The 20932-nt window shown below is 70.6% G+C and carries 17 protein-coding genes; 6 read left to right on the forward strand and 11 right to left on the reverse strand.

Features of this window, described 5'->3' with window-relative positions:
* Positions 1-4 precede the first annotated feature (4 nt).
* On the forward strand, positions 5-1519 hold the full coding sequence (locus ABZS69_RS56080; protein ID WP_355389698.1) for a glycoside hydrolase family 13 protein: 1515 nt from the start codon (positions 5-7) through the stop codon (positions 1517-1519).
* Between the two features lie 107 nt (positions 1520-1626).
* Here ABZS69_RS56080 and ABZS69_RS56085 read toward each other — a convergent pair whose 3' ends face one another.
* From ABZS69_RS56085 to ABZS69_RS56120, 8 genes are all read right to left on the reverse strand, one after another.
* Positions 1627-2550, reverse strand: coding sequence for a phosphotransferase (locus ABZS69_RS56085; protein ID WP_355389700.1), 924 nt, complete (start codon positions 2548-2550; stop codon positions 1627-1629).
* Positions 2551-3546 (reverse strand): LacI family DNA-binding transcriptional regulator, encoded by a 996-nt coding sequence (locus tag ABZS69_RS56090; protein WP_355389702.1) that lies wholly within the window; start codon positions 3544-3546, stop codon positions 2551-2553.
* Positions 3547-3578: 32 nt separating this feature from the next.
* Complete coding sequence (locus ABZS69_RS56095) at positions 3579-4949, reverse strand: GH1 family beta-glucosidase (RefSeq protein WP_355389704.1); 1371 nt, start codon at positions 4947-4949, stop codon at positions 3579-3581.
* Positions 4946-5749, reverse strand: coding sequence for a carbohydrate ABC transporter permease (locus tag ABZS69_RS56100; protein ID WP_355389706.1), 804 nt, complete (start codon positions 5747-5749; stop codon positions 4946-4948). The genes ABZS69_RS56095 and ABZS69_RS56100 overlap by 4 nt, the downstream gene beginning before the upstream one ends.
* Positions 5746-6708: a sugar ABC transporter permease gene (locus ABZS69_RS56105; protein ID WP_355389708.1), complete on the reverse strand. Its 963-nt coding sequence runs from the start codon at positions 6706-6708 to the stop codon at positions 5746-5748. The genes ABZS69_RS56100 and ABZS69_RS56105 overlap by 4 nt, the downstream gene beginning before the upstream one ends.
* Positions 6705-8003: an ABC transporter substrate-binding protein gene (locus ABZS69_RS56110; protein ID WP_355389710.1), complete on the reverse strand. Its 1299-nt coding sequence runs from the start codon at positions 8001-8003 to the stop codon at positions 6705-6707. The genes ABZS69_RS56105 and ABZS69_RS56110 overlap by 4 nt, the downstream gene beginning before the upstream one ends.
* Before the next feature lie 124 nt (positions 8004-8127).
* Positions 8128-9018, reverse strand: coding sequence for a serine/threonine-protein kinase (locus tag ABZS69_RS56115; protein ID WP_355389711.1), 891 nt, complete (start codon positions 9016-9018; stop codon positions 8128-8130).
* A gap of 127 nt (positions 9019-9145) precedes the next feature.
* Positions 9146-11041 carry an N-6 DNA methylase gene (locus tag ABZS69_RS56120; protein WP_355389713.1) on the reverse strand — a complete coding sequence of 632 codons (1896 nt, stop codon included), beginning with the start codon at positions 11039-11041 and terminating at the stop codon, positions 9146-9148.
* Positions 11042-11117: 76 nt separating this feature from the next.
* On the opposite strand from ABZS69_RS56120, the gene ABZS69_RS56125 reads away from it, so the two are divergent.
* A complete protein-coding gene (locus ABZS69_RS56125; protein ID WP_355389715.1) occupies positions 11118-11888 on the forward strand; it encodes a protein phosphatase 2C domain-containing protein in 771 nt (256 codons plus the stop codon).
* 181 nt (positions 11889-12069) lie between these two features.
* Positions 12070-13026, forward strand: a complete 957-nt coding sequence (locus ABZS69_RS56130) for a CHAP domain-containing protein (protein ID WP_355389717.1) — start codon at positions 12070-12072, stop codon at positions 13024-13026.
* 43 nt (positions 13027-13069) lie between these two features.
* Here the strand turns inward: ABZS69_RS56130 and ABZS69_RS56135 are convergent, their stop codons facing one another.
* Positions 13070-14119 carry a glucose 1-dehydrogenase gene (locus ABZS69_RS56135; protein ID WP_355389719.1) on the reverse strand — a complete coding sequence of 350 codons (1050 nt, stop codon included), beginning with the start codon at positions 14117-14119 and terminating at the stop codon, positions 13070-13072.
* A 127-nt stretch (positions 14120-14246) separates the two neighbouring features.
* Here ABZS69_RS56135 and icmF point away from each other — a divergent pair, with 127 nt between their 5' ends.
* Positions 14247-17438, forward strand: a complete 3192-nt coding sequence (gene icmF / locus ABZS69_RS56140) for a fused isobutyryl-CoA mutase/GTPase IcmF (protein ID WP_355389721.1) — start codon at positions 14247-14249, stop codon at positions 17436-17438.
* Positions 17439-17541: 103 nt separating this feature from the next.
* Entirely contained in the window at positions 17542-18042 is a 501-nt protein-coding gene (gene tpx, locus ABZS69_RS56145) for a thiol peroxidase (protein WP_355389722.1), read from the forward strand.
* A gap of 42 nt (positions 18043-18084) precedes the next feature.
* Here the strand turns inward: tpx and ABZS69_RS56150 are convergent, their stop codons facing one another.
* Entirely contained in the window at positions 18085-18888 is an 804-nt protein-coding gene (locus ABZS69_RS56150; protein WP_355389724.1) for an SAM-dependent methyltransferase, read from the reverse strand.
* Positions 18889-18987: 99 nt separating this feature from the next.
* On the opposite strand from ABZS69_RS56150, the gene ABZS69_RS56155 reads away from it, so the two are divergent.
* Positions 18988-19758, forward strand: a complete 771-nt coding sequence (locus tag ABZS69_RS56155) for a helical backbone metal receptor (protein ID WP_355389726.1) — start codon at positions 18988-18990, stop codon at positions 19756-19758.
* 13 nt (positions 19759-19771) lie between these two features.
* On the opposite strand, the gene ABZS69_RS56160 is transcribed toward ABZS69_RS56155, so the two are convergent.
* A complete protein-coding gene (locus ABZS69_RS56160; RefSeq protein WP_355389728.1) occupies positions 19772-20929 on the reverse strand; it encodes an ROK family transcriptional regulator in 1158 nt (385 codons plus the stop codon).
* Positions 20930-20932: the final 3 nt, after the last annotated feature.

Here is a 20932-nt window from a genome sequence, read left to right on the forward strand (position 1 = left end):
GCGAATGTCGCAAACGTGGTGGCGGGGGGCCGCGATCTACCAGGTCTACCTGCGTAGCTTCGCCGACGGGAACGGTGACGGGATCGGCGATCTGGCCGGCCTGCGCTCCCGCCTGCCGTACCTGAAGGAACTCGGGATCGACGCCATCTGGCTGAACCCGTGGTACCCGTCGCCGATGGCCGACGGGGGCTACGACGTGGCCGACTACCGCGACATCGAGCCGGTCTTCGGCACGCTGTCCGAGGCCGAGCGGTTCATCGAGGAGGCGCACGAGCTCGACATCAAGGTCATCATCGACGTGGTGCCGAACCACAGCTCAACGGAGAGCGCCTGGTTCAAGGAGGCCCTGGCGGACCCCGCGGCGAGGGACCGCTTCTGGTTCGCCGACGAGCCGCTGAACGACTGGCAGTCCATCTTCGGCGGCTCGGCCTGGACGCAGGTCCCCGACGGCCAGTGGTACCTCCACCTGTTCGCCCCGGAGCAGCCGGACTTCAACTGGACCAATCCCGAGGTCCACCAGGAGTTCGAGGACGTGCTGCGGTTCTGGTTCGACCGCGGCGTGGACGGCGTGCGCATCGACTCCGCCGCCCTGCTGATCAAGTCGGACACGAGTTACGAAGACCTCGACGAGGTCCACGACGTCTACCGTCGGTGGCGCGAGGTGGCCGACGAGTATGGCGAGCGCATCCTGATCGGGGAGGTCTGGCTCCCCGACCAGGAGCGTTTCGCGCGCTACCTCCGGCCCGACGAGCTCCACACGGCCTTCAACTTCGACTTCCTGTCCTGCCCGTGGGACCCGGCCGAGCTGCGCAGGGTCATCGACCTGACCCTCGCCACCCACACCCCCATCGGCGCCCCGCCGACGTGGGTGCTGTCGAACCACGACGTGACGCGCCCGGTCACCCGGTACGGCCGCGCCGACACGACGTTCGCGCACGGGGGCCGCCTCCACGGCAGCCCGTCCGACCTGGAGCTGGGCTACCGGCGGGCCAGGGCGGCGGCCCTGCTGGCCATGGCGCTCCCCGGCTCGGTGTACGTCTACCAGGGCGAGGAGCTGGGCCTCCCCGAGGTCGAGGGCCTCCCGGACGAGCTCCGCCAGGACCCGATGTACGCCAGGTCGGGCGGCACGAACCCGGGCCGGGACGGCTGCCGCGTCCCGCTGCCGTGGTCGGGCGAGGAGCCGCCGTTCGGCTTCGGCGCGGGCACGCCGTGGCTGCCGCAGCCGGAGGGCTGGCGCAAGCTGTCCGCCGAGGCGCAGCGCACGGACCTGGGCTCGATGCTCAACCTCTACCGGACGGCCCTGGGTCTGCGCCGCGACCTGCTGGGGGACGGCACGTTGAGCTGGCTCCCGACGGGCGGCGAGGTCCTGGCCTTCACGAGGGACTCGGGCCTGACGAGCGTCACCAACCTGGGACCCGACCCGGTGCCGCTGCCCGCGGGCCGGCTCCTCCTGTCCAGCGGCCCCCTGGAGGACGGCACCCTGCCCTCCGACACCACGGCCTGGCTCACGCGGGACTGACCGCGGCGTGACCGGCCCGGCGGCGGCGTGACCCAGCGTCCGCCGCCGGGAGGCACAGCCACGCCTCCAGCGTCCGGCGCCGCCGGGGGGCACGGCTGCCGCCGCCTCTAGCGTCTTGCGCCGCTGGGGTCGCGCAGCCACGCCTCCAGCGCCGCGCGGGCCGAATCGGCCTCCGAGGGCATCCCCAGTGCCCTGACCAGCATCCACAGGGTGCCCTGCAGCGCCCGCGCCGCCATGAGGTCCCGCAACCCGGGGTCGTCGGGATCCCACCCGTACGCGCGCACCGCCGCCCGCCCGTCGAGCCGCGTCGTACGCAGCAGGCACGCCAGGTCCCACTCGACGGGCCCGGCCATACTCTCCTCGAAGTCGTTCCACAGCAGCCCGGAGGGGGTGGCCAGCAGGTTGCCGGGATGCGCGTCACCGTGGACCGCCTGCGCCGGCCGGCCATCCAGCCGGCCATCCAGCCGGCCATCCAGTCGGTTGGCCAGCCGGGCGGGCAGCCTCGCGTGCGCGTCGCGCAGCAGTGCCAGCGCGCCGGGCTCGACCTCCCCGTCGAGCAGCTCCAGCAGCCGCACCGGCTCGTCGAGCGCGGGACCGAGGTAGGGCAGCTCGCCGGGGAAGCCCCGCAGCGCCTCGTGCAGCTCGGCGAGCGCGCGGCCCGCGACGTCCGGCGTCGGCCGGTGGTCGGCGTCGTGCTCGACGTGGACCCAGAAGGAGATCGCGACGCCGTCGCGCAGGTGCGGCCCGGCGGGCAGCAGCTCGCTCGGCGGCACCACCGGCACGCCCTGCCGGTGCAGGTACGACACGACGTCCAGCTCCCGCCGCAGCGCCTCGTCGGGTCGTGCCCGCCCGAGCGCGGTCACGGTCGGCACCCGCGCCACGACGGGGGCGGGCCGCAGGTGGACCCGCAGGTTGAAGGAGTCTCTGAGGATCACCGGCTCCCGCACCCGGACGCCGTGCTCCTCTGCCACGGCGACGGCGGCGGCCACGGCGGCCTCGGTGGGGATCATCCGGGCATCCGCGGGGATCATCTAGGCGGACTCCCTGATCACCAGCTCCGTGGGCATGATCACCGGCTCGGCCGGCCCGCCCTCGAACAGCCCGAGCAGGAGCCGGACCATGGCCGTCGCCTGCTCGGCCACCGGGTGCCTGAGCGTCGTCAGCGGCGGCTCGGTGTATTTCGCCGCCTCGATGTCGTCGAACCCGACCACCGCCACGTCGCCGGGCACCCGCCGCCCGCCCTGGCGCAGCGACTGCAGCGCGCCGACGGCCATCAGGTCGTTGGCCACGAAGACGGCGTCGAGGTCGGGGTCGTCGCGCAGGAGCTGCCGCATCGCGATCGCGCCCGACTCGCGGGTGAAGTCGCCGATCGCGACGATCGACCTGAGGTCGGAGTCGCGCAGCACGTTGCGGTAGCCGGCCAGCCGGTCCTGGCCGCCGATCATGTCCTGCGGGCCCGCGATCGTGGCGATCCGGCGCCGCCCCGTCTCCACCAGGTGCCGGACCCCGGCCTCCGCTCCGCCCACGTTGTCGTTGTCGACGTACGGGATGTCCACGGGGACGGCGGGCCGCCCGTAGGAGACCACGGGGACGCGCAGGCGCGACAGCGCGGCCGGGAGCGGGTCGGCGCCGTGCATGGAGATCAGCATGACCCCGTCGACGTGGCCACCCGCGATGTAACGCTCCACCCGGGCGTGGCTCTTGGCGGAGGAGGCCAGCATGAGCACGACCTGCTTGTTCACCGCCTCGAGCGCCACGGACGCCGACCTGATCGCCGTGGAGAACATCGGGTCCTCGGAGAAGACCCGGGTGCCCGGCTCGCTGACGACCAGGGCGATCGAGTCGGTGCGCTGGGTGACCAGGCTGCGCGCGGCCGAGTTGGGCACGTAGCCCAGCTCGTCGATCGCGCGCTGCACGGCGTCGCGGATGTGGGGGGCCACCGTCGTCTGGCCGTTGACGACCCGGGAGGCGGTGGCGCGCGAGACACCCGCCCGGGCGGCGACCGCCTCGAGGGTCGGGCGTCTCATGAATGCACCAAGTGGGAGAGCACGGAAAAAATCTACAGGCCGTTCCTCGTGATGACGTCTCTGTACCAGAGAGCGCTGTCCTTGAGGACCCTGGCCTGTGTCGCGTAGTCGACGTGCACGATGCCGAACCGGCGCCGGTAGCCCTCCGCCCACTCGAAGTTGTCGAGCAGCGACCAGACCAGGTATCCGCGCAGGTCCGCGCCCGCCCCGATGGCCCGGTGCACCTCGCGGAGATGGCCCTCCAGGTACGAGACCCGCTCGTCGTCGTGCACGCGGCCGTCCTGCACGACGTCGTCGAAGGCCGCGCCGTTCTCCGTGACCATGAGGCCGACCTGCGGATAGTCCTGCGAGAGCCGTACGAGCAGCCGGGACAGGCCGTCCGGCACGATCGGCCAGCCCATCGCGGTCGTCGGCGCGTCGGCCGCGGCGAACCTGACACCCTCCGAGCCCGGCCACGCCGCGTCGGCGGGCAGTCCCGGGCCCGACTCGACCACGCACGGGTTGTAGTAGTTGACGCCGACCAGGTCGATCGGCGCGTTGATCAGCACGAGGTCGCCGTCCAGGATGTGTTCCGTGCCGCCGTTGCGCGCCGCCGCCTCCAGGACCTCCCGCGGGTACGTGCCGTGCACCGCCGGGTCGAGGAACTGCCTGGTCAGCAGCGCGTGGACGCGGTGCGCGACGGCCGCGTCCGCCTCGCCGGCCACCGCCGAAGGGTCGTTGACCTGGGCGGGGGTGAGCACCGGCGCGGAGTTGACCACCAGCATGAGGCTGCGCGCGCCGGACGCGCGCAGCCGCCGCGCGGCCAGGCCGTGGCCGAGCAGCAGGTGGTGCGCCGAGCGCAGGGCGTCGGCCGGGTCGCGGCGGCCCGGCGCGTGCACGCCGTTGCCGTAGCCGAGGAAGGCCGACACCCAGGGCTCGTTCAGCGTGGCCCAGTCGCCTACCCGGTCGCCGAGCCGGTCATGGACGGCCTGGGCGTAGTCGGCGAACCGGTAGGCCGTGTCGCGGTTGGTCCAGCCACCGAGGTCTTCGAGGGCTTGGGGGAGATCCCAGTGATAAAGCGTGACATAGGGCGAAATGCCAGCGGCGAGCAGCTCGTCGACGAGGCGGTCGTAGAACGCCAGCCCGCGCGGGTTGACCGGACCCGTGCCGTCCGGCTGGACGCGCGGCCACGCGACCGAGAACCGGTAGGCCGCCAGCCGTAGCTCGCGCATCAGCCCGACGTCCTCGCGGTAGCGGTGGTAGTGGTCGCAGGCCGCGTCTCCGGTGTCGCCGCCCGCCACGTTCCCGGGGGTATGGGAGAAGGTGTCCCAGATCGACTGGCCTCGCCCGTCCTCCTTGACCGCCCCCTCGATCTGGTAGGAGGCCGTCGCGGCGCCCCAGACGAAGTCCTCGGGAAAGATCATCCCTTAACAGCTCCTTGCATGATTCCACCGATGATTTGCCTGCCGAACAGGGCGAAGACGGCCACGAGCGGGAGTGTGCCGATCGCCGTCCCGGCCAGCCCGAGCACGTAGTCGTTGACGTAGCCGCTGGCCAGCGTGGACAGCGCCACCTGGACGGTCGGGTTGTCCGGGTTCAGCACGACCAGCGGCCAGAAGTAGTCGTTCCAGGCCGACATGAACGTCAGCATGCCGAGCACCGCCGCCGCCGGCCGGGCGGTGGGCAGCACGACGTGCCAGAACAGCCCCCACGTCGAGCACCCGTCCACCCGGCCGGCCTCCAGCAGCTCGGTGGGCAGGGCGCGCGACAGGTACTGGGTCATGAAGAACACGCCGAACGCGTTGACCAGCGCCGGGACGATCAGCGCGTAGTTGGTGCCGGTCCACTCCAGCTTCACCATGAGCATGTAGAGCGGGATGATGCCGAGCTGCGCCGGGACCATCATGGTGGCCACGGTGATCACGAGCATGATGTTCCTGCCCCTGAACTTCAGCTTGGCGAAGGCGAACCCGGCCAGCGTCGAGAAGAACATCACCGCGATCGAGATCGACCCCGCCACGATGACGGAGTTGACCAGCGCGAGCCCGAAGGGGACGGTGTCGAAGACCCGGGAGACGTTGGCGAAGAAGTTCCCGCCGGGGATCAGCGGCGGCGGCACCTGGGCCAGCGCCGAGTTGTGCCGGGAGGCCACCACGACGCTGTAGTAGAGCGGGAAGGCCGAGAAGAAGGCCACCGCGGTCAGGGTCAGATAGCGCAGCCTCATATCAGTCCCCCTCTCACCCTGCGGGTGATCAGGAAGTTGACCAGCGCGACGATCACCACGGCCAGGAACATCAGCCAGGACGCGGCCGAGGCGTAGCCGAAGTCGAACGTCGAGTTCGCGAAGCCCTGCTCGTAGACGAACAGCGCCAGGGTCTGGAACTGCCGGTCGGGCCCGCCGGTGGCGATGCCGCCCCCGCCGCCGCTGCTCTGCCCGAACAGCAGGGGCTCGGCGATGATCTGCATGGCGCCGATCGTCGAGACGATGACCACGAACACGATCGTCGGCCGGATCATCGGGATCGTGATCCTGCGCAGCTGCGTGAAGCCGTTCGCGCCGTCGAGGGTGGCGGCCTCGTACAGCTCGCGCGGCACGGCCTGCATGGCGGCCAGGAAGATCAGCGCGTTGTAGCCGGTCCAGCGCCACATGATCATCACCGAGAGGGCGATGTGCGAGGTCGCGGTGCCGGCCGCCCAGTCGATGTTGCCGGCGCCGAACCAGGAGAGCGTCCAGTTGATCAGTCCGAAGTCCCGGCCGAAGAGCTGGCTGAAGATGACCACGACCGCCACCACGCTCGTGACGTTCGGCAGCAGCAGCGCGACCCGGAACAGCGTCTGGAAGCGCAGCCGCCGGTTGAGCAGGTGCGCCAGCCAGATGGCCAGCAGGAGCTGCGGGACGGTCGAGATCACGCCGATGGACAGGGTGTTGAACGTGGCGTTCCAGAAGTACCCGTCAGTCAGCAGCGCCGAGTAGTTGTCCAGCCCGATGAACGTCTGGGTCTCCGACAGCAGCGACCACTCGTGCAGGCTCACCCAGGCCGTGTAGGCCAGCGGGAACAGCCCGAAGGCGCAGAAGAGCAGGAAGAACGGCGCCACGTAGGCGTACGGCGACACCCTCAGGTCGAGGGTGTGCCGCACGCTGCGCCTACGCCGTCGCGAGACCGCGAGGGGAAGGGTGCTCATTTGATCTTCTTGACGTCCTCGAGCACCTGGGTCCACGCCTGGTCGGGCGTCTGCTTGCCCTGCTCGACCCGGCCGAGGCCGTTGCCGATGGCCGTGCGCACGTCGGCCTCCTTGGGGCCGAGGTGCTGCGGCTTCAGCGCCTTGGCGGCGTCGGAGTAGATCTTGCCGATGGGGGCGTCACCGAAGAACGGCTTGGTGAAGTTCTGGATCGACGGGTCGTCGTAGAGGGCCGGGATCGAGGGGAAGGTTCCCTCCTCCTTGAACACCTTGGCCTGGTTCTCCTTCGAGGTCAGGAAGTCGATCAGCTCCGCCGCCTCCTTCGGGTGCTTGCTCTGCTTGGGCACCATGAGGTGGGAGCCGCCGCTGTTGCCCGAGCCGCCGGGTACGGTCGCGATGTCCCACTTGCCGGCCGAGTCCTTGGCCTGCTCCTGGATGAAGCCGGTCATCCAGGCGGGGCAGATGATCGTGGCGAACGAGCCCTTGGCGAAGCCGGTGTTCCACGGCGGCGTGAAGGCCGCCAGCTTGGCGGTCAGGCTCTCCTGGGTGAGCTGGTTGGACAGGTCCCAGGCCTTCTTCACATCGGGGTTCGAGGCCACGATGATGTTGTCCTGGGCGTCGTACAGGCCGGTGGGCGCCTGGTTGACCATGGCGCGGAAGATCTCGCCGGGGGAGTCCACGAACTTGGCGCCCGCCACGTTCGCCGTGGCGAACTTCTTGCCGGTCGCGATGTACTGCTCCCACGTCGGCCAGAGCGCCGCCACCTCGGTCCGGTCGGTCGGCAGCCCGGCCTTCTTGAACAGGTCCTTGCGGTAGCACATGGCCAGCCCGCCCACGTCGGTGCCGAGGCCGAGCACCTGCCCGCCGTCCTTGCTCAGGCCCTGCTGCCACTTCCAGTCGAGGTAGTCGGGCTGCCGCTTGTCCAGCCCGAACTGCTTGAGGTCCACGAATTTGCCCGGCTGGGCGGTGAACGTGCTGATGTAGCCGACTTCGACCGCCTCGACGTCCCCCGCGCCGGCGTTCGTGGCCAGCCGCTTGACCAGGTTGCTGTGGTGGTCGTTGAACTGCGTGACGTTCTCGACGATCTCGATGTCGGGGTGGGTCTTCTTGTACTCCTCGTAGAGCGGTTTGAAGCCGAAGTCGCCGAAGAGGCCGACGGTGAGCTTGATCTTCTCTCCTGGCTTGGCGCTCTGCGTGGCGGTGCTCCCGCCGCCACCTCCGCCGCCGCAGGCAGTCGCCAGGGCGAGCAGGGACGCGGTGATCAAGGGCATGGCGAGTCGCCGGACGCGAGGGGTCACGGAACCCTCCTTGGTCGGTGCTTGCGAGGATGGTTGAGAGAGCGCTCTCTCAAGAGAGTCGCGGCGCTCACACCGGGCTGTCAACGGGCGTTAAGTAACGATCCGGCTTAGCGAGAGAGCGCGTTCACGCGTCCAGCGCGCGGCCCGCCATGCGGGCGTACATGCTGCCGGGGCTCGGGGCCTCGGTGAGGAAGCCGGGCAGCACGGGCAGCGCGACGGCGAACGGGTCGAGCCGGCCGTAGAGCTCGTTCGCGTCGGCGGGCCGGTCGTCCGGCAGCTTCTCCAGCAGCTGCGAGAGCAGCTCGGCCAGCTCGCGGGGCAGCCCGGGGATGGCCGGCGGGCGCTCCTTGACCTGCTTCTCGAAGACCATGTAGTCGGTGGGCCCGGTGAACAGCTGCCGCCCGGTCAGCATCTCGTGCAGCACGCAGCCGAGCGAGTAGAGGTCGCTGCGCGGCTCGGCCACGCCGTGCTGGATCTGCTCGGGAGCCATGTACGCCGGCGTGCCCAGGATCTGCCCGATCCTCGTGAATGTCGTGACGTCGGTGTCACGCAGCATGGCCAGCCCGAAGTCGAGCACCTTCACGCTGCCGTCGGGGCAGAGCATCAGGTTCGTGGGCTTGAGGTCGCGATGGCAGATCGACAGGGCGTGGGCCGCCGACAGCACCGCACACGCCTGGGCCGCGATCGCGGCGGCCCACGAGACGGGCAGCGGGCCGTGCTCGCTGACCACGTCGGCCACCGTGACGCCCTCGATGAACTGCATCACCTGGTAGAGCCGCTGCTCGTGGGTGCCGAAGTCGTAGAGCACGGGCGCGCCGGGATGCTCGAGCCGGGCCAGGATGCGGGCCTCGCGGATGAACCTGCGCTCCAGCTCGTGATCGTGCCCGCTGGGGAGCCTGAGCAGCTTCACCGCGACCCGGCGGTCGAGGTGGCGGTCGTGGCCCGCGTACACGGCTCCCATGCCGCCTTGCCCGAGAGGGAGGTCGTCGAGCACATAGCGGTCACCGATGACCATTCGCCCCTCCCAGCAGCCTTCGGGGAAAAAACCTACACCGTCAGGCGATGGAGTGCCGTCGCCTGGATCGAGGAGTATCGGGAGTGTGGCGACCAGAGCGACGGCGCCCCGGATGACCGAGCCGGCCTCACGGAGTGAGGCCGTGAGCGGGCGGGTGCAGGTGGCCGTCGGCGAGGCCGTCGAGGCCCAGCCTGATCAGCGCCTGCCCCAGCGTCGAGGTCTCGCGGATGGCGTCTTCGAGCACGGCCAACTGCCGGAAGGCGTCGCCGTACGCCTTCTGCTCCTTCAGCGACAGTCGCGGCAGCCGGGTGCGGCGCACGTCGAACCTGCTGGAGCCGGTGGTCGCCCGGCCGCCGGCGGCCCGCAGGAAGCCCGCCAGGAAGTCGGGGTCGAGCCGGCGCGCGTCCACCCGGTAGAGCGTCAGGTGGGGCCCCAGCACCGCGCCGCCGCCGTCGGCCAGCACGCGCACGCTGGAGTAGGAGGCCACCACGTCGCCCGGGCGGATCGCGATCAGGCCCTGCTGCACGGTGGTGGAGCCGGACGGCGGCGTGCCGTTGAGCACGTCGTCGGACGTCAGCACGGGCACCTCGCCGCCGTCCGCGGCCATCTTGGGCGGGGCCTGCGACGTGGTCACCAGACCTTCCTTGATCAGGTCGCCCAGCGTGGTCGCGGGCTGGTCGAGCGGCTGCTCCAGGACCTTCAGGTCGGGCGGGGCCGAGGCGGCGGCCATGAAGCGGTCGCGGGCCTCGGCGTACGCCTTGCCGACGTCGTCGCGCCGCTGGTGGCGGGCCGGGGTCATGTCGACCTCGTCGGCCAGCAGGTCGATGATGCGTACGGTCTGGTCGGAACGGTCCTCCAGGTACGCCTCCCAGGCCGGCTCCACGCTCGCCAGGTCGGCCGCGGCGTCGAGGATCAGCACCTCGGACGGCGGCCGCTCGCCCGCCGCCGGCCGGCGCAGCAGCCAGAGATCCGACCCCGGCAGCGCGACGACGGCGCGCAGGGCGCCCGCGCGCAGCAGGTTGGCCCGGATGCGGCGGCCCGCCTTGCGGCTGGCGGCGGCCGGCGGCATGAGGATGGCGACCAGGCCGCGCGGCCTGACGTGGGTGAGGCAGTGCTGCACCCAGGCCAGCTCCGGCTCGCCGCGCGGCGGCAGGCCGTACTCCCAGCGCGGGTCGCCGGTCAGCTCCTCGTAGCCCCAGGCCCGCTCGTTGAACGGCGGATCGCACACCACCGCGTCGGCCCGCTCCCCGGCGAACCCGTCGTCGCGCATCGAGTCACCGGCCACGACCTCGGCCTCGATGCCGCGCAGCCGGAGCCTGGAGGCGGTGATGGCCGCGGAGGTCTCGCTGAGCTCCTGCCCGAGCATCCTGGCCGTCCCCGGCTCCGCCTGGGCGTGCCGGTCGTGGCCGGGGGCGAGGAGCAGCGTGCCGACCCCGCAGGCCGGGTCGAGGATCGTCGAGCCGCCCGGCCGCACCAGCCTGACCATGAGCCCGGCCACGTCCTCGCGGGTCACGGAGAGCTGCCGCGAGTGCGCTTCGAGATAGCGCTCACAGAGGAACTCGTACGCGGCCAGCGCGCCGAGCCGTTCGCCCAGCTCCAGGACGAGCTCCGCCAGCTCCGGCTCCAGCCCGTTCGCCACGTCCTCGACCGGGTCGCCGTCGCCGCCGGCCCGCGCCACGCCCGGGGCGTCAGCTGCTTCGGCGAGGCGGGAAGCGGCGGCCTCCGGAACGCTCGCGTCGCGGGTCAGCAGGGCTCCTGCCTGGGCGACCAGCTCGCCCAGCCGCAAATCACCCGCGGCTTTCAGGCGTTGCCATACCCGATCACCCAGGGAGACCTGGTAGGACTTCCCATAGCGACGTAGCCAGGACTCGACCTGCCGGAGCGAGAAGAGCGGCTGGTTGGCCGTGCCGCCGATGGGATCGGGGAAGTCGTCGTGGCGACGGCGCCAGTTGCTCACCGCGGCACGCCCGACACCGGCGAGCCGGGCGATGTCCCCGGCGTTCACGGTCGGGTCGTGGCTCATGGTGCCCACAGTAGTTCACAAGAGTCTTCAGCGCATCTGCTTGTGAAGTCTTTCAACCAATGATTTACTGCAGGGTATGAAGCACAACATCCGCTATGCCGCCGGATCAGACGTGGGCCGCCGCAGGGAGCAGAACGAGGATTCCGGCTATGCGAGTGGCCGAATGCTCGTGGTGGCCGACGGGATGGGCGGACACGCGGCCGGCGAGCTGGCCAGCTCGGCGGCGATCGCCGTCATGCGCGAGCTGGATGCCACGCTTCCCGAGACGGGCGCGGACCTTGAGGCGTCCCTGGAGGGCGCCGTGCACGAGGCGGCACGCAGGCTGGTCGAGCTGGCCGACATCGACCCCGCGCGCAGGGGGATGGGGACCACGGTGACCGCCATGCTGTGGGACGGCTACCGGTTCGCCCTGGCTCATCTCGGTGACTCCCGCGGATATTTGCTTCGCGACGGCGCTCTCTACCAGATGACCAAGGATCACACACTTGTGCAGTCGATGGTGGACGAAGGGCGGATAACCGAGGATCAGGCCGCGGTGCACCCCCGTCGTTCGATGGTGCTGCGGGTGCTGGGCAGTGAGGGCAGGGCCGAGCCTGACATGGCGCTGCGCGAAGCCGAGCCTGATGACCGTTACCTCCTCTGCTCCGACGGCCTCACGACCGTACTGGGTCCCGAGGTCCTGCACGAGGTCCTGACCACGGTGGCAGACCCGGGCGCGGCCGTCCAGCGGTTGATCGATCTGGCCAACGAGGGCGGCTCGCCGGACAACGTGACCGTGATCGTGGCCGACGTGGTCGCGCCGGGCGCGGGCGAGGTGGCGGTCTATCGCGTTGGCGCCGGGTCCTGACGGGAGTAGTGCTCAGTCTCACCTGCCTCACCAGTCACAAAACCGAAATTTTGGCTAATAGCACGACACTTTCCGGGTGAATCGCGCACATTCGCGATGGCGCTACTACAGTCCATCGTGATTTATCGGTTTTCTGGGAGGAGTCACCCTGGACCCGATCGCGGACGAGCTGCTGAAGACGGTGCGGCAGGAACTCGGCTACAAGGAGAAGAACGGCCAGTTCACCAAGTTCGGCCAGTGGTATGCGGATCGCGTCCAAGACACCCAGTACCGCAACGGGCCTTGGTGCGACATGTTCATCGCCTGGGCCGCGGACAAATCCGACCTCAGCCAATATGTTGGCGAGTTCGCCTGGACGCCCTCCCATGCCGCCTGGTTCATGAAGCAGGGGGCGTGGACGCAGAAGCCCGAGCCGGGAGCGCTGGTCTTCTTCGACTGGAAGGGCGGAAAGAGCTACAAGGGCATCGACCACGTGGGGATCGTGGAGAAGGTCACCGGGAAGAAGATCCACACGATCGAGGCGAACGTGGACCGGATCTGGCTCAAGCGCAAGACGCGGGAGACGGACAAGGTCGTCGGTTACGGCATCCCGCGCCTGGTCAAGGCCAATGCCGACAAACTCGGCGAGATCCGCTCGACCGAGCGGCCCTTCGTACCGGCGCCGCGGGTGGAGACCGGGCAGGGGTCGCCCCTGGACGTCTTGGGCACGCCGCCGGCGCTGCTGACCGCGATGGTGCTCATGACCGTCGTCCTCTCCCTCCGCATCACCGGCCGCCGCCGCGGCACCCACCGCCGCCTCTCCTGGCCCTGGAACGCACCAACCACCCCCGCCCCTGAGGTTCAGGAGGCACCTCGGCGCGCTGCCCGGGACCGTCCTGGTGTCCGCGACAAGGCCCTGGCGGATCGGGCTCCCGCTCGGGACGGTGCCCCTGCCCGGGACGGTGCTCTCGCTCGGGACGGTGCTCCAGCCCGCGAACGGGTGACGGCCCGCGCCAAGGCGTCGCCCTCGGAGAACGCGCAGACCAAGCCGCACGCCGCCCCGGCACCTGCCGGCCGCCCCGCCAGGACCCGCGTCTCAGCCACCGCGACCTCCGGGCGCTCGACCTCGACCAGACGCAAGCCCTACGACACCGACTAGCCCGCACGCTGCGCCCAGGCCGCGCCCCAGTGCCGCGCAGGGGTTAGGTGGTGAGGTCGATGACGACCTTGACGTCGTGGGCGCGTTCGAAGGCGTCCAGGGCGTGGGACAGCGGGACCCGTCGTGTGATCAGCCGCTCCAGCCACCCGACGTCAGCCTTGGCCAGCGAATCGGCGGCGTCCCTGTAGTGCCGCAGGTTCGCGTTCACGGAGCCGAAGACCACGTCGTTCTCCAGGACGATGTCCCGGTTGATGAGCCCCGCGTCCACCCGATGCGTACGCCCTCCGGGAGAGAGCCCGGCCAGGCAGACGATCCCCGCCGCAGCCGTGCCGATCATGGCGTCGATGACGAGCGTCCCGGCCCCCGTGCACTCGATGATGACGTCGGGCTTGACCCCGCCGAGCTCCCGCAGCGACGACCCCGGATGGTAGGTGCCGCCCAGCTCCGCCACGAGTTGCGGCTTGAGCCCCTCGGCCGACCGGTCGAGCACGTGCACCGACAGCCCCCGCTGCCGCCCCATCAGCGCCGCCAGCAGCCCCACGGGCCCGGCCCCCGTGACCAGCAGGGTGTGGGGCTCGAACCACGACCGCGACCCGATCCGCTCGATCTGCTCCCACGCCTTGGCGACCACCGACGCGGGCTCGACCAGCACGCCGACGCTCTCCAGCGAGGGGTCCAGGCGCACGGCGTAGCCGCCCTCGACCGTCCAGCGCTCCGAGCAGTACCCGTCGAGCTGCTTGATGCCCCGTTCGGTGTATTCGCCGTTGCGGCACATGTCGAACTCGCCCCGCTTGCAGGCCCCGCACGGCACGGGGTCGGGCCGCCGTACCACCCCGACCACCAGGTCGCCGGGGGAGAACGCGGACCCGTCGGGCACCTCCAGCACCCGGCCCAGCGACTCGTGCCCGAGGATCATGCGCTCCCTGCCGGGCGGCGGCCAGCCGTAGTCGGCCGTGACCAGCTCCCTGTCGGTCCCGCAGACCCCCAGCGCCAGCCCCTGGACCAGCAGCTCGCCCTTGCCCGGCACCGGATCAGGGACCTCTTCGACGGCCAGCGTCCCCTTCTTGCCCGGCGCGAACGTCAGTGCACGCATGCGGTGTCACCCCCTGGCCGGGCCTCTACCCCGGAAGCCGGGGACAAATAGTAGGACGTCCTAGTACCACTTAGTAGGACGTCCTAGTATCTTCGGAAGAGAGAGCCTCACGAAGGAGTGAACAGGCGTGCACGTCCCGGTACACCCAGTCCGTTTCGTGACCGCCGCGGCCCTGTTCGACGGCCATGACGCGGCGATCAACATCATGCGGCGCATCCTCCAGTCACAGGGGGCCGAGGTCATCCATCTCGGGCACAACCGCTCCGTGGACGAGATCGTCACGGCCGCCATCCAGGAGGACGCCCAGGGCGTGGCGATCAGCTCGTACCAGGGCGGCCACGTGGAGTTCTTCACGTACCTGGTGGAGCTGCTGCGCGAGCGCGGGGCCGGGCACGTCAAGGTGTACGGCGGCGGCGGGGGAGTGATCGTCCCCGAGGAGATCGAGCTGCTGCACTCGCGCGGCGTCACCCGCATCTTCTCGCCCGAGGACGGCCAGCGGTACGGGCTGCCCGGGATGATCAATCAGCTCATCGAGGAGTGCGACGTCGAACCGGACGGCTCCCCGTCGGTCGAGGCCGTCGTGTCGGGCGACCACGCGGCGCTGGCCCGCGCGATCACGCTGCTGGAGTCGGGCCGCGCCCCGGAGGAGCTGGTCGAGGGCCTGCGGGCCGCGGGGGCGGAGAAGCGCGCCCCCGTGCTCGGCATCACCGGTACGGGCGGCTCCGGCAAGTCCTCGCTCACCGACGAGCTGGTCCGCAGGTTCCGCGTGGACAACGACGACAAGCTGCGCATCGCGATCGTCGCCATCGACCCCACCCGCCGGCGCGGCGGCGGCGCGCTGCTGGGCGACCGCATCAGGATGAACAGCCTGAGCCCCCAGACCTACTTCCGCTCCCTGGCCACCAGGGGCGCCGCCAACGAGGTGCCCGCCTGCCTCGACGAGGTGATCACGGCCTGCCGGGCCGCGGGCTACGACCTGGTGATCGTGGAGACGCCCGGCATCGGCCAGGGCGACGCCGGGATCGTCCCGCACGTGGACGTGCCGATCTACGTGATGACGCCCGAGTTCGGGGCGGCCTCGCAGCTCGAGAAGATCGACATGCTGGACTTCGCCGAGGCCGTGGTGATCAACAAGTACGAGCGGCGCGGCGCGGAGGACGCCCTGCGCGACGTGCGCCGCCAGCTCGTACGCAACCGCGAGGCGTTCGGCGCCAGGCCGGAGGACATGCCGGTCTTCGGCACCATCGCGGCCCGCTACAACGACGCCGGGGTCACGGCCCTCTACCAGCACCTCAAGCCTCTCCTGCTGACCGAGTCGGGGGCGGGGCTGCTGCCGACGGTGTCCGGGCGCACCTCGCAGGCGTCCGCCGCCATCGTGCCCCCGGCCAGGGTCCGCTACCTGGCCGACATCGCCGAGACCGTGCGCGGGTACCACGCCGAGACGCTCTCCCAGGCCGAGGTCGCCCGCCGCCGCCAGCAGCTGGCCGCCGTGCGCTCCCTCCTGGAGGACTCCCGGCTGGAGGAGCTGGAGGCGCGGGCCGACCGGGAGCTCAGCGACGAGAGCCGGGCCCTGCTCGACGAATGGCCCGCCGTCAGGGAGCGCTACAGCGCCGACGAGCTGGTGGTGAAGGTACGCGACCGCGAGATCCACACCCCGCTCTGGCGCGAGACCCTGTCCGGCAACCGCGTACCGCGCGTCGCCCTGCCGCGTTACAGCGACCACGGCGACCTGCTGAGGTTCCTGCGCGGCGAGAACCTGCCCGGGTCGTTCCCGTTCACCGCCGGGGTGTTCCCGTTCAAGCGGGACGACGAGGACCCGACCAGGATGTTCGCCGGTGAGGGTGACCCGTTCCGCACCAACAGGCGCTTCAAGCTGCTGTCCGAGGGCCAGCCCGCGACCAGGCTGTCCACGGCGTTCGACTCGGTGACGCTCTACGGGCACGACCCGGACCCGCGGCCCGACATCTACGGCAAGGTCGGCACCTCGGGCGTCTCGATCGCGACGCTCGACGACATGAAGGTGCTCTACGACGGGTTCGACCTGGCGGAGCCGAACACGTCCGTGTCCATGACGATCAACGGCCCCGCGCCCACGATCCTGGCCTACTACCTCAACACCGCCGTCGACCAGGCCCTCGACCGCTTCCAGGCCGAGCACGGGCACGCGCCGTCACCCGAGGAGGCCGCCGGGCTGCGCGCCCGCACGCTGGCCACGGTCAGGGGCACGGTGCAGGCCGACATCCTCAAGGAGGACCAGGGCCAGAACACCTGCATCTTCTCCACGGAGTTCTCGCTGCGGATGATGGCCGACATCCAGGAGTGGTTCATCGAGAACGGCGTGCGCAACTTCTACTCGGTCTCGATCTCCGGCTACCACATCGCCGAGGCCGGGGCCAACCCGATCAGCCAGCTCGCCTTCACGCTGGCCAACGGCTTCACGTACGTGGAGGCGTACCTGGCCAGGGGCATGAAGATCGACGACTTCGCCCCGAACCTGTCGTTCTTCTTCTCCAACGGCATGGACCCCGAGTACAACGTGCTCGGGCGCGTGGCCCGCCGCATCTGGGCGGTGGCCATGAGGGAGCGGTACGGCGCCGGGGAGCGGTCGCAGAAGCTGAAGTACCACATCCAGACCTCGGGCCGCTCGCTGCACGCCCAGGAGATGAACTTCAACGACATCCGCACCACCCTCCAGGCCCTGATCGCCATCTACGACAACTGCAACAGCCTGCACACCAACGCCTTCGACGAGGCCGTGACCACCCCGTCGGCCGACTCGGTGCGCAGGGCCATGGCCATCCAGCTCATCATCAACCGCGAATGGGGCCTGGCCAGGAACGAGAACCCGCTGCAGGGGTCGTTCATCATCGAGGAGCTGACGGACCTGGTGGAGGAGGCCGTGCTCGCCGAGTTCGAGCGGCTGTCCGACCGGGGCGGCGTGCTGGGCGCGATGGAGACCGGCTACCAGCGCGGCAAGATCCAGGACGAGTCCATGCTGTACGAGATGCGCAAGCACGACGGCTCGCTGCCGATCATCGGGGTGAACACGTTCCGCAACGACTCGGACGAGCCGCCGGCGCACAAACTGGAGCTGGCCAGGGGCACCGAGGACGAGAAGCGCTCGCAGCTCGACCGGCTGCGCGCCTTCCACGAGCGCAACCGTTCCGAGGCCCCGGCGCAGCTCGCCCGGCTGCGAGAGGTGGCGATGTCGGACGGGAACGCGTTCGAGGTGCTGATGGACGCGGCCCGCGTCTGCTCGCTCGGCCAGATCACGGAGGCGTTGTTCGAGGCGGGCGGCCAGTACCGCCGCAACGTCTGACCCGGGCAGCCCCGCCGCCGGGCACCGCGTGGGTGATGGGAGCGGCCGGGAGCGGCGCGGATAGGATCACGGGTCGGGGAACATCGCTATCCAGGAGGCTTTCATGTCCGACGTCACTTTCAAGGGCTCGCCCATCGCCGTTGGCGGCACCTTCCCGAAGCCCGGCGACAGCGCGCCCGCGTTCGCGCTGGTGGGCGGCGACCTGGCCGAGCACTCGCTGGAGGAGTACGGCCAGAAGACCAAGGTGCTCAACATCTTCCCGAGCGTCGACACCGGCGTCTGCGCGGCCTCGGTGCGGCGGTTCAACGAGGTGGCCGCCGAGCACCCCGACGTGGCCGTGCTGTGCATCTCCGCCGACCTGCCCTTCGCCCAGAAGCGGTTCTGCGGCGCCGAGGGGCTCGACAACGTGACCACGCTGTCGCTCATGCGGGGCCGTGAGTTCCTGACCGACTACGGCGTGGCGCAGGAGTCGGGGCCGCTGGCGGGGCTGGCCGCGCGCGCGGTGGTCGTGCTCGACGGTGACAACAAGGTGGTCTACGCCGAGCTGGTGCCGGAGATCGCCCAGGAGCCCGACTACGACGCCGCGCTGTCGGCGCTCAAGTAGTCCGAGCAGTGAGCCGGGGGTCCACGACGTGGACCCCCGGTTTCAGTTCTTCCTGCCCACGCCGCACAGGATCAGCGACGACTCGGGCCCGTCGACGAAGTCGATCATGTCGGCCTGGTCGGGGCGCCATTCCGGCAGCCAGACGAGGCCCGGATCGACCAGCTCGAACCCCTCGAAGAGCTCCGCGATCCGCTCCCGGCTCCGGGGCGTGAGCGGGGCGTTGGTGCCCCGGTAGACCTCGGTGATCGTCTCCACGGCCGCGGCGCGGGCGTCGCTGGTGCAGTGGGACATGACCAGGTAGCTGCCAGGGGCCATGGCGTCGTGCAGGCTCGCCACGACCTCCCGAGGGTGGTCGGCGTCGCCGAGGTAGTGCATGGTCGCCGTCAGCAGCACGCCGACCGGGCGGCCGAAGTCGATCGCCGCCATCACCTCCGGATTCCTCAGGATCCCCTCGGGCTTGCGCAGGTCGCCCTCCACAGCCGTCGTGTCGCCCTGCCCGGCCAGCAGCGCCCTGGCGTGCACCAGCACCACGGGATCCCGGTCGACGTAGACCACCCTGGCCCCCGGGGTGATCTTCCTGGCCACCTCGTGCACGTTGTCCTGTCCGGGCAGCCCCGTGCCGATGTCGAGGAACTGCGTGATCCCGGACTCGGCGAGGTACCGCACGGCACGCCCGAGGAACGCGCGGTTCGCCCGGACGGCCACCCGTAACTCCGGAGCCGCGTCGAGCACCTTCTCCGCCGCCGCCCGATCGGCAGGGAAGTGGTCCTTGCCGCCCAGGAAGTAGTCGTAGAGACGGGCGACATTGGGAGTGTGCGGATCGAAGGCTGGCGACTCTCGCTCCAACCGTCATTCCCCCGATCAAGAGTTAACGATCTTCGACCTGGATTCTACGGATCTATACCGACATTCACTGCCGAATACCCGTCGATCTAGGCTGATGTTGTGGACGACACCGGCGTGACCGTGAAGATTCCCGAGACCGTGCGGCGGATCGTGTCCCTGGTGCCGTCGCTGACCGAGTCGGTGGCGGCCACCGTGCCGGAGGCGTTGGTCGGGGCGACAGACTGGTGCTCCCACCCGGCCGACCTGGACGTGACCAGGGTCAGGGGCACCAAGAACCCCGACCTCGACGCGATCAGGAGCCTCGCGCCCGACGTGGTCCTCGCCAACGCGGAGGAGAACCGCGCGCCCGACATCGAGGCCCTGCGCGAGTCGGGCATCCCGGTCTGGGTGACGAGGATCGAGACCCTCGATCAGGCTTTCGTGTCGCTGGACCGCATGTTCCGGGAGGCGTGCCGTACGGGACGGCCCGAGTGGCTGGACGCGGCGGAGAAAGCGTGGCGGACGCCCGTGGAAGGAGCGGGGCGGACGCCCGCGGAAGGGGCGCGGCGGACGGCCGTCGTCCCGATCTGGCGGCGGCCGTGGATGGTGGTGGGGCGCGACACGTTCACCGGGGACGTGCTCAGGCGCCTCGGCGTGGACAACCTCTACGCCGGCCACGCGGAGCGCTACCCCAAGATCCCCCTGCCCGAGCTGGTCGAGCGGCGGCCCGACCTGGTGGTGCTGCCGGACGAGCCGTACGCGTTCTCGGAGACGGACGGCCCCGAGTGCTTCCCCGGGCTCGCCTGCGCGCTGGTCAGCGGGCGGCTGCTCACCTGGTACGGCCCCTCGCTCGTGGAGGCGCCCGCCCTGCTGCGCCAGGCCCTCGGCTGACCGGGGGCGGGGCTCACCGCGTCCGTACGCGCCCGGCGGCCAGGGCGGCGTCCACGGAGGCGGGGGAGAGCACGTGCTCCATGACGATCACCGCCATCCCCACGATCCCGGCCCGGTCCTCGAGCGAGGTGGGCACGATCTCCAGGTTCCTGGTCGTGTACGGCAGGCTGCGCTGATAGACGATCTCCCTGATCCCCGTCAGGTAGTGCTCCCTGGTCTCCGCCATGTCCCCGGCCAGCACCAGCACGCCCGGGTTGAGCAGGCTGACCGCGGTGGCCAGCACGAGCCCCAGCGTGCGGCCCGCCTCCTGGGTGACGGCGATGGCCGTCGGATCGCCCCCCTGCACCAGGCGCACGACGTCGCGGCTGGAGCCCTGGCCCAGGTCGGCGGCGAGGGCGTGGCCGCTGGCCAGCGAGGCCACGCAGCCCCGCGAGCCGCAGGTGCAGACCCGGTTGTCGTGCTCGTTCAGCCGCACGTGCCCGATGTTGCCGGCGGCCTCCTCGACGCCCCGGTAGATCTGGCCGTCGAGCACGATCCCGGTGCCGATCCCGGTCGACACCTTGATGAGGATGAGCGAGTCCGTGTCGCGCCACGACGACCACCACTCGCCCAGCGCCATCGCGTTGGCGTCGTTCTCGACCAGGATGGGCACGTCGTAGGTCTGCCCGATCGCCTCGCCCACCGGATAGCCGTCCCAGCCGGGCATCAGGAACGACCTGATCATCCGCCCGGTGGTGTGGTCCACGGAGCCGGGCAGGTCCAGCCCGATGCCGCACACGTCGCCCGTGGGCCGCCCGGCCCGGTCGAGCAGCCGCTGGAACGCCTCCCGCACCCACGACAGGACCGCCTCGGGGCCGAGCTCGATGCGCATCTCGGCGCGCTCCTCGGCCAGGGGGTTGGCGGCCAGGTCGGTGAGCGCGACGCTCGCATGGGTGGCGCCCAGATCGGCCACCAGCATCAGGCGCCTGGCGGCGTCCACGTCGAGCACCGAGGGCGGCCGCCCGCCCCCGGAGGCCCCGACGCCGGACTCGTGGATGTACCCGGCGTCGATGAGCCGGTCGACCCGGTCGGTGATCGTCGACCGGGACAGGCCGGTGTACTCGATCAGTTCCTTGCGCGTCCGGCAGGTGCCATTGCGGATGAGCTGGAGGATCTGCCCTGCCGTCAGCATGAT

This window comes from Nonomuraea sp. NPDC005650 (assembly GCF_040605375.1).
Lineage (GTDB): Bacteria > Actinomycetota > Actinomycetes > Streptosporangiales > Streptosporangiaceae > Nonomuraea.

Excerpts from the sequence above, each read along its gene's own strand:
- ABZS69_RS56105 (WP_355389708.1), bottom strand. The coding sequence starts at position 6,708 with ATGAGCACCCTTCCCCTCGCGGTCTCGCGACGGCGTAGGCGCAGCGTG.
- ABZS69_RS56095 (WP_355389704.1), bottom strand. The coding sequence starts at position 4,949 with ATGATCTTTCCCGAGGACTTCGTCTGGGGCGCCGCGACGGCCTCCTAC.
- ABZS69_RS56135 (WP_355389719.1), bottom strand. The coding sequence starts at position 14,119 with ATGCGTGCACTGACGTTCGCGCCGGGCAAGAAGGGGACGCTGGCCGTC.
- ABZS69_RS56085 (WP_355389700.1), bottom strand. The coding sequence starts at position 2,550 with ATGATCCCCGCGGATGCCCGGATGATCCCCACCGAGGCCGCCGTGGCC.
- ABZS69_RS56160 (WP_355389728.1), bottom strand. The coding sequence starts at position 20,929 with ATGCTGACGGCAGGGCAGATCCTCCAGCTCATCCGCAATGGCACCTGC.
- ABZS69_RS56115 (WP_355389711.1), bottom strand. The coding sequence starts at position 9,018 with ATGGTCATCGGTGACCGCTATGTGCTCGACGACCTCCCTCTCGGGCAA.
- ABZS69_RS56125 (WP_355389715.1), top strand. The coding sequence starts at position 11,118 with ATGAAGCACAACATCCGCTATGCCGCCGGATCAGACGTGGGCCGCCGC.
- ABZS69_RS56100 (WP_355389706.1), bottom strand. The coding sequence starts at position 5,749 with ATGAGGCTGCGCTATCTGACCCTGACCGCGGTGGCCTTCTTCTCGGCC.
- ABZS69_RS56120 (WP_355389713.1), bottom strand. The coding sequence starts at position 11,041 with ATGAGCCACGACCCGACCGTGAACGCCGGGGACATCGCCCGGCTCGCC.
- ABZS69_RS56090 (WP_355389702.1), bottom strand. The coding sequence starts at position 3,546 with ATGAGACGCCCGACCCTCGAGGCGGTCGCCGCCCGGGCGGGTGTCTCG.
- ABZS69_RS56080 (WP_355389698.1), top strand. The coding sequence starts at position 5 with ATGTCGCAAACGTGGTGGCGGGGGGCCGCGATCTACCAGGTCTACCTG.
- tpx (WP_355389722.1), top strand. The coding sequence starts at position 17,542 with ATGTCCGACGTCACTTTCAAGGGCTCGCCCATCGCCGTTGGCGGCACC.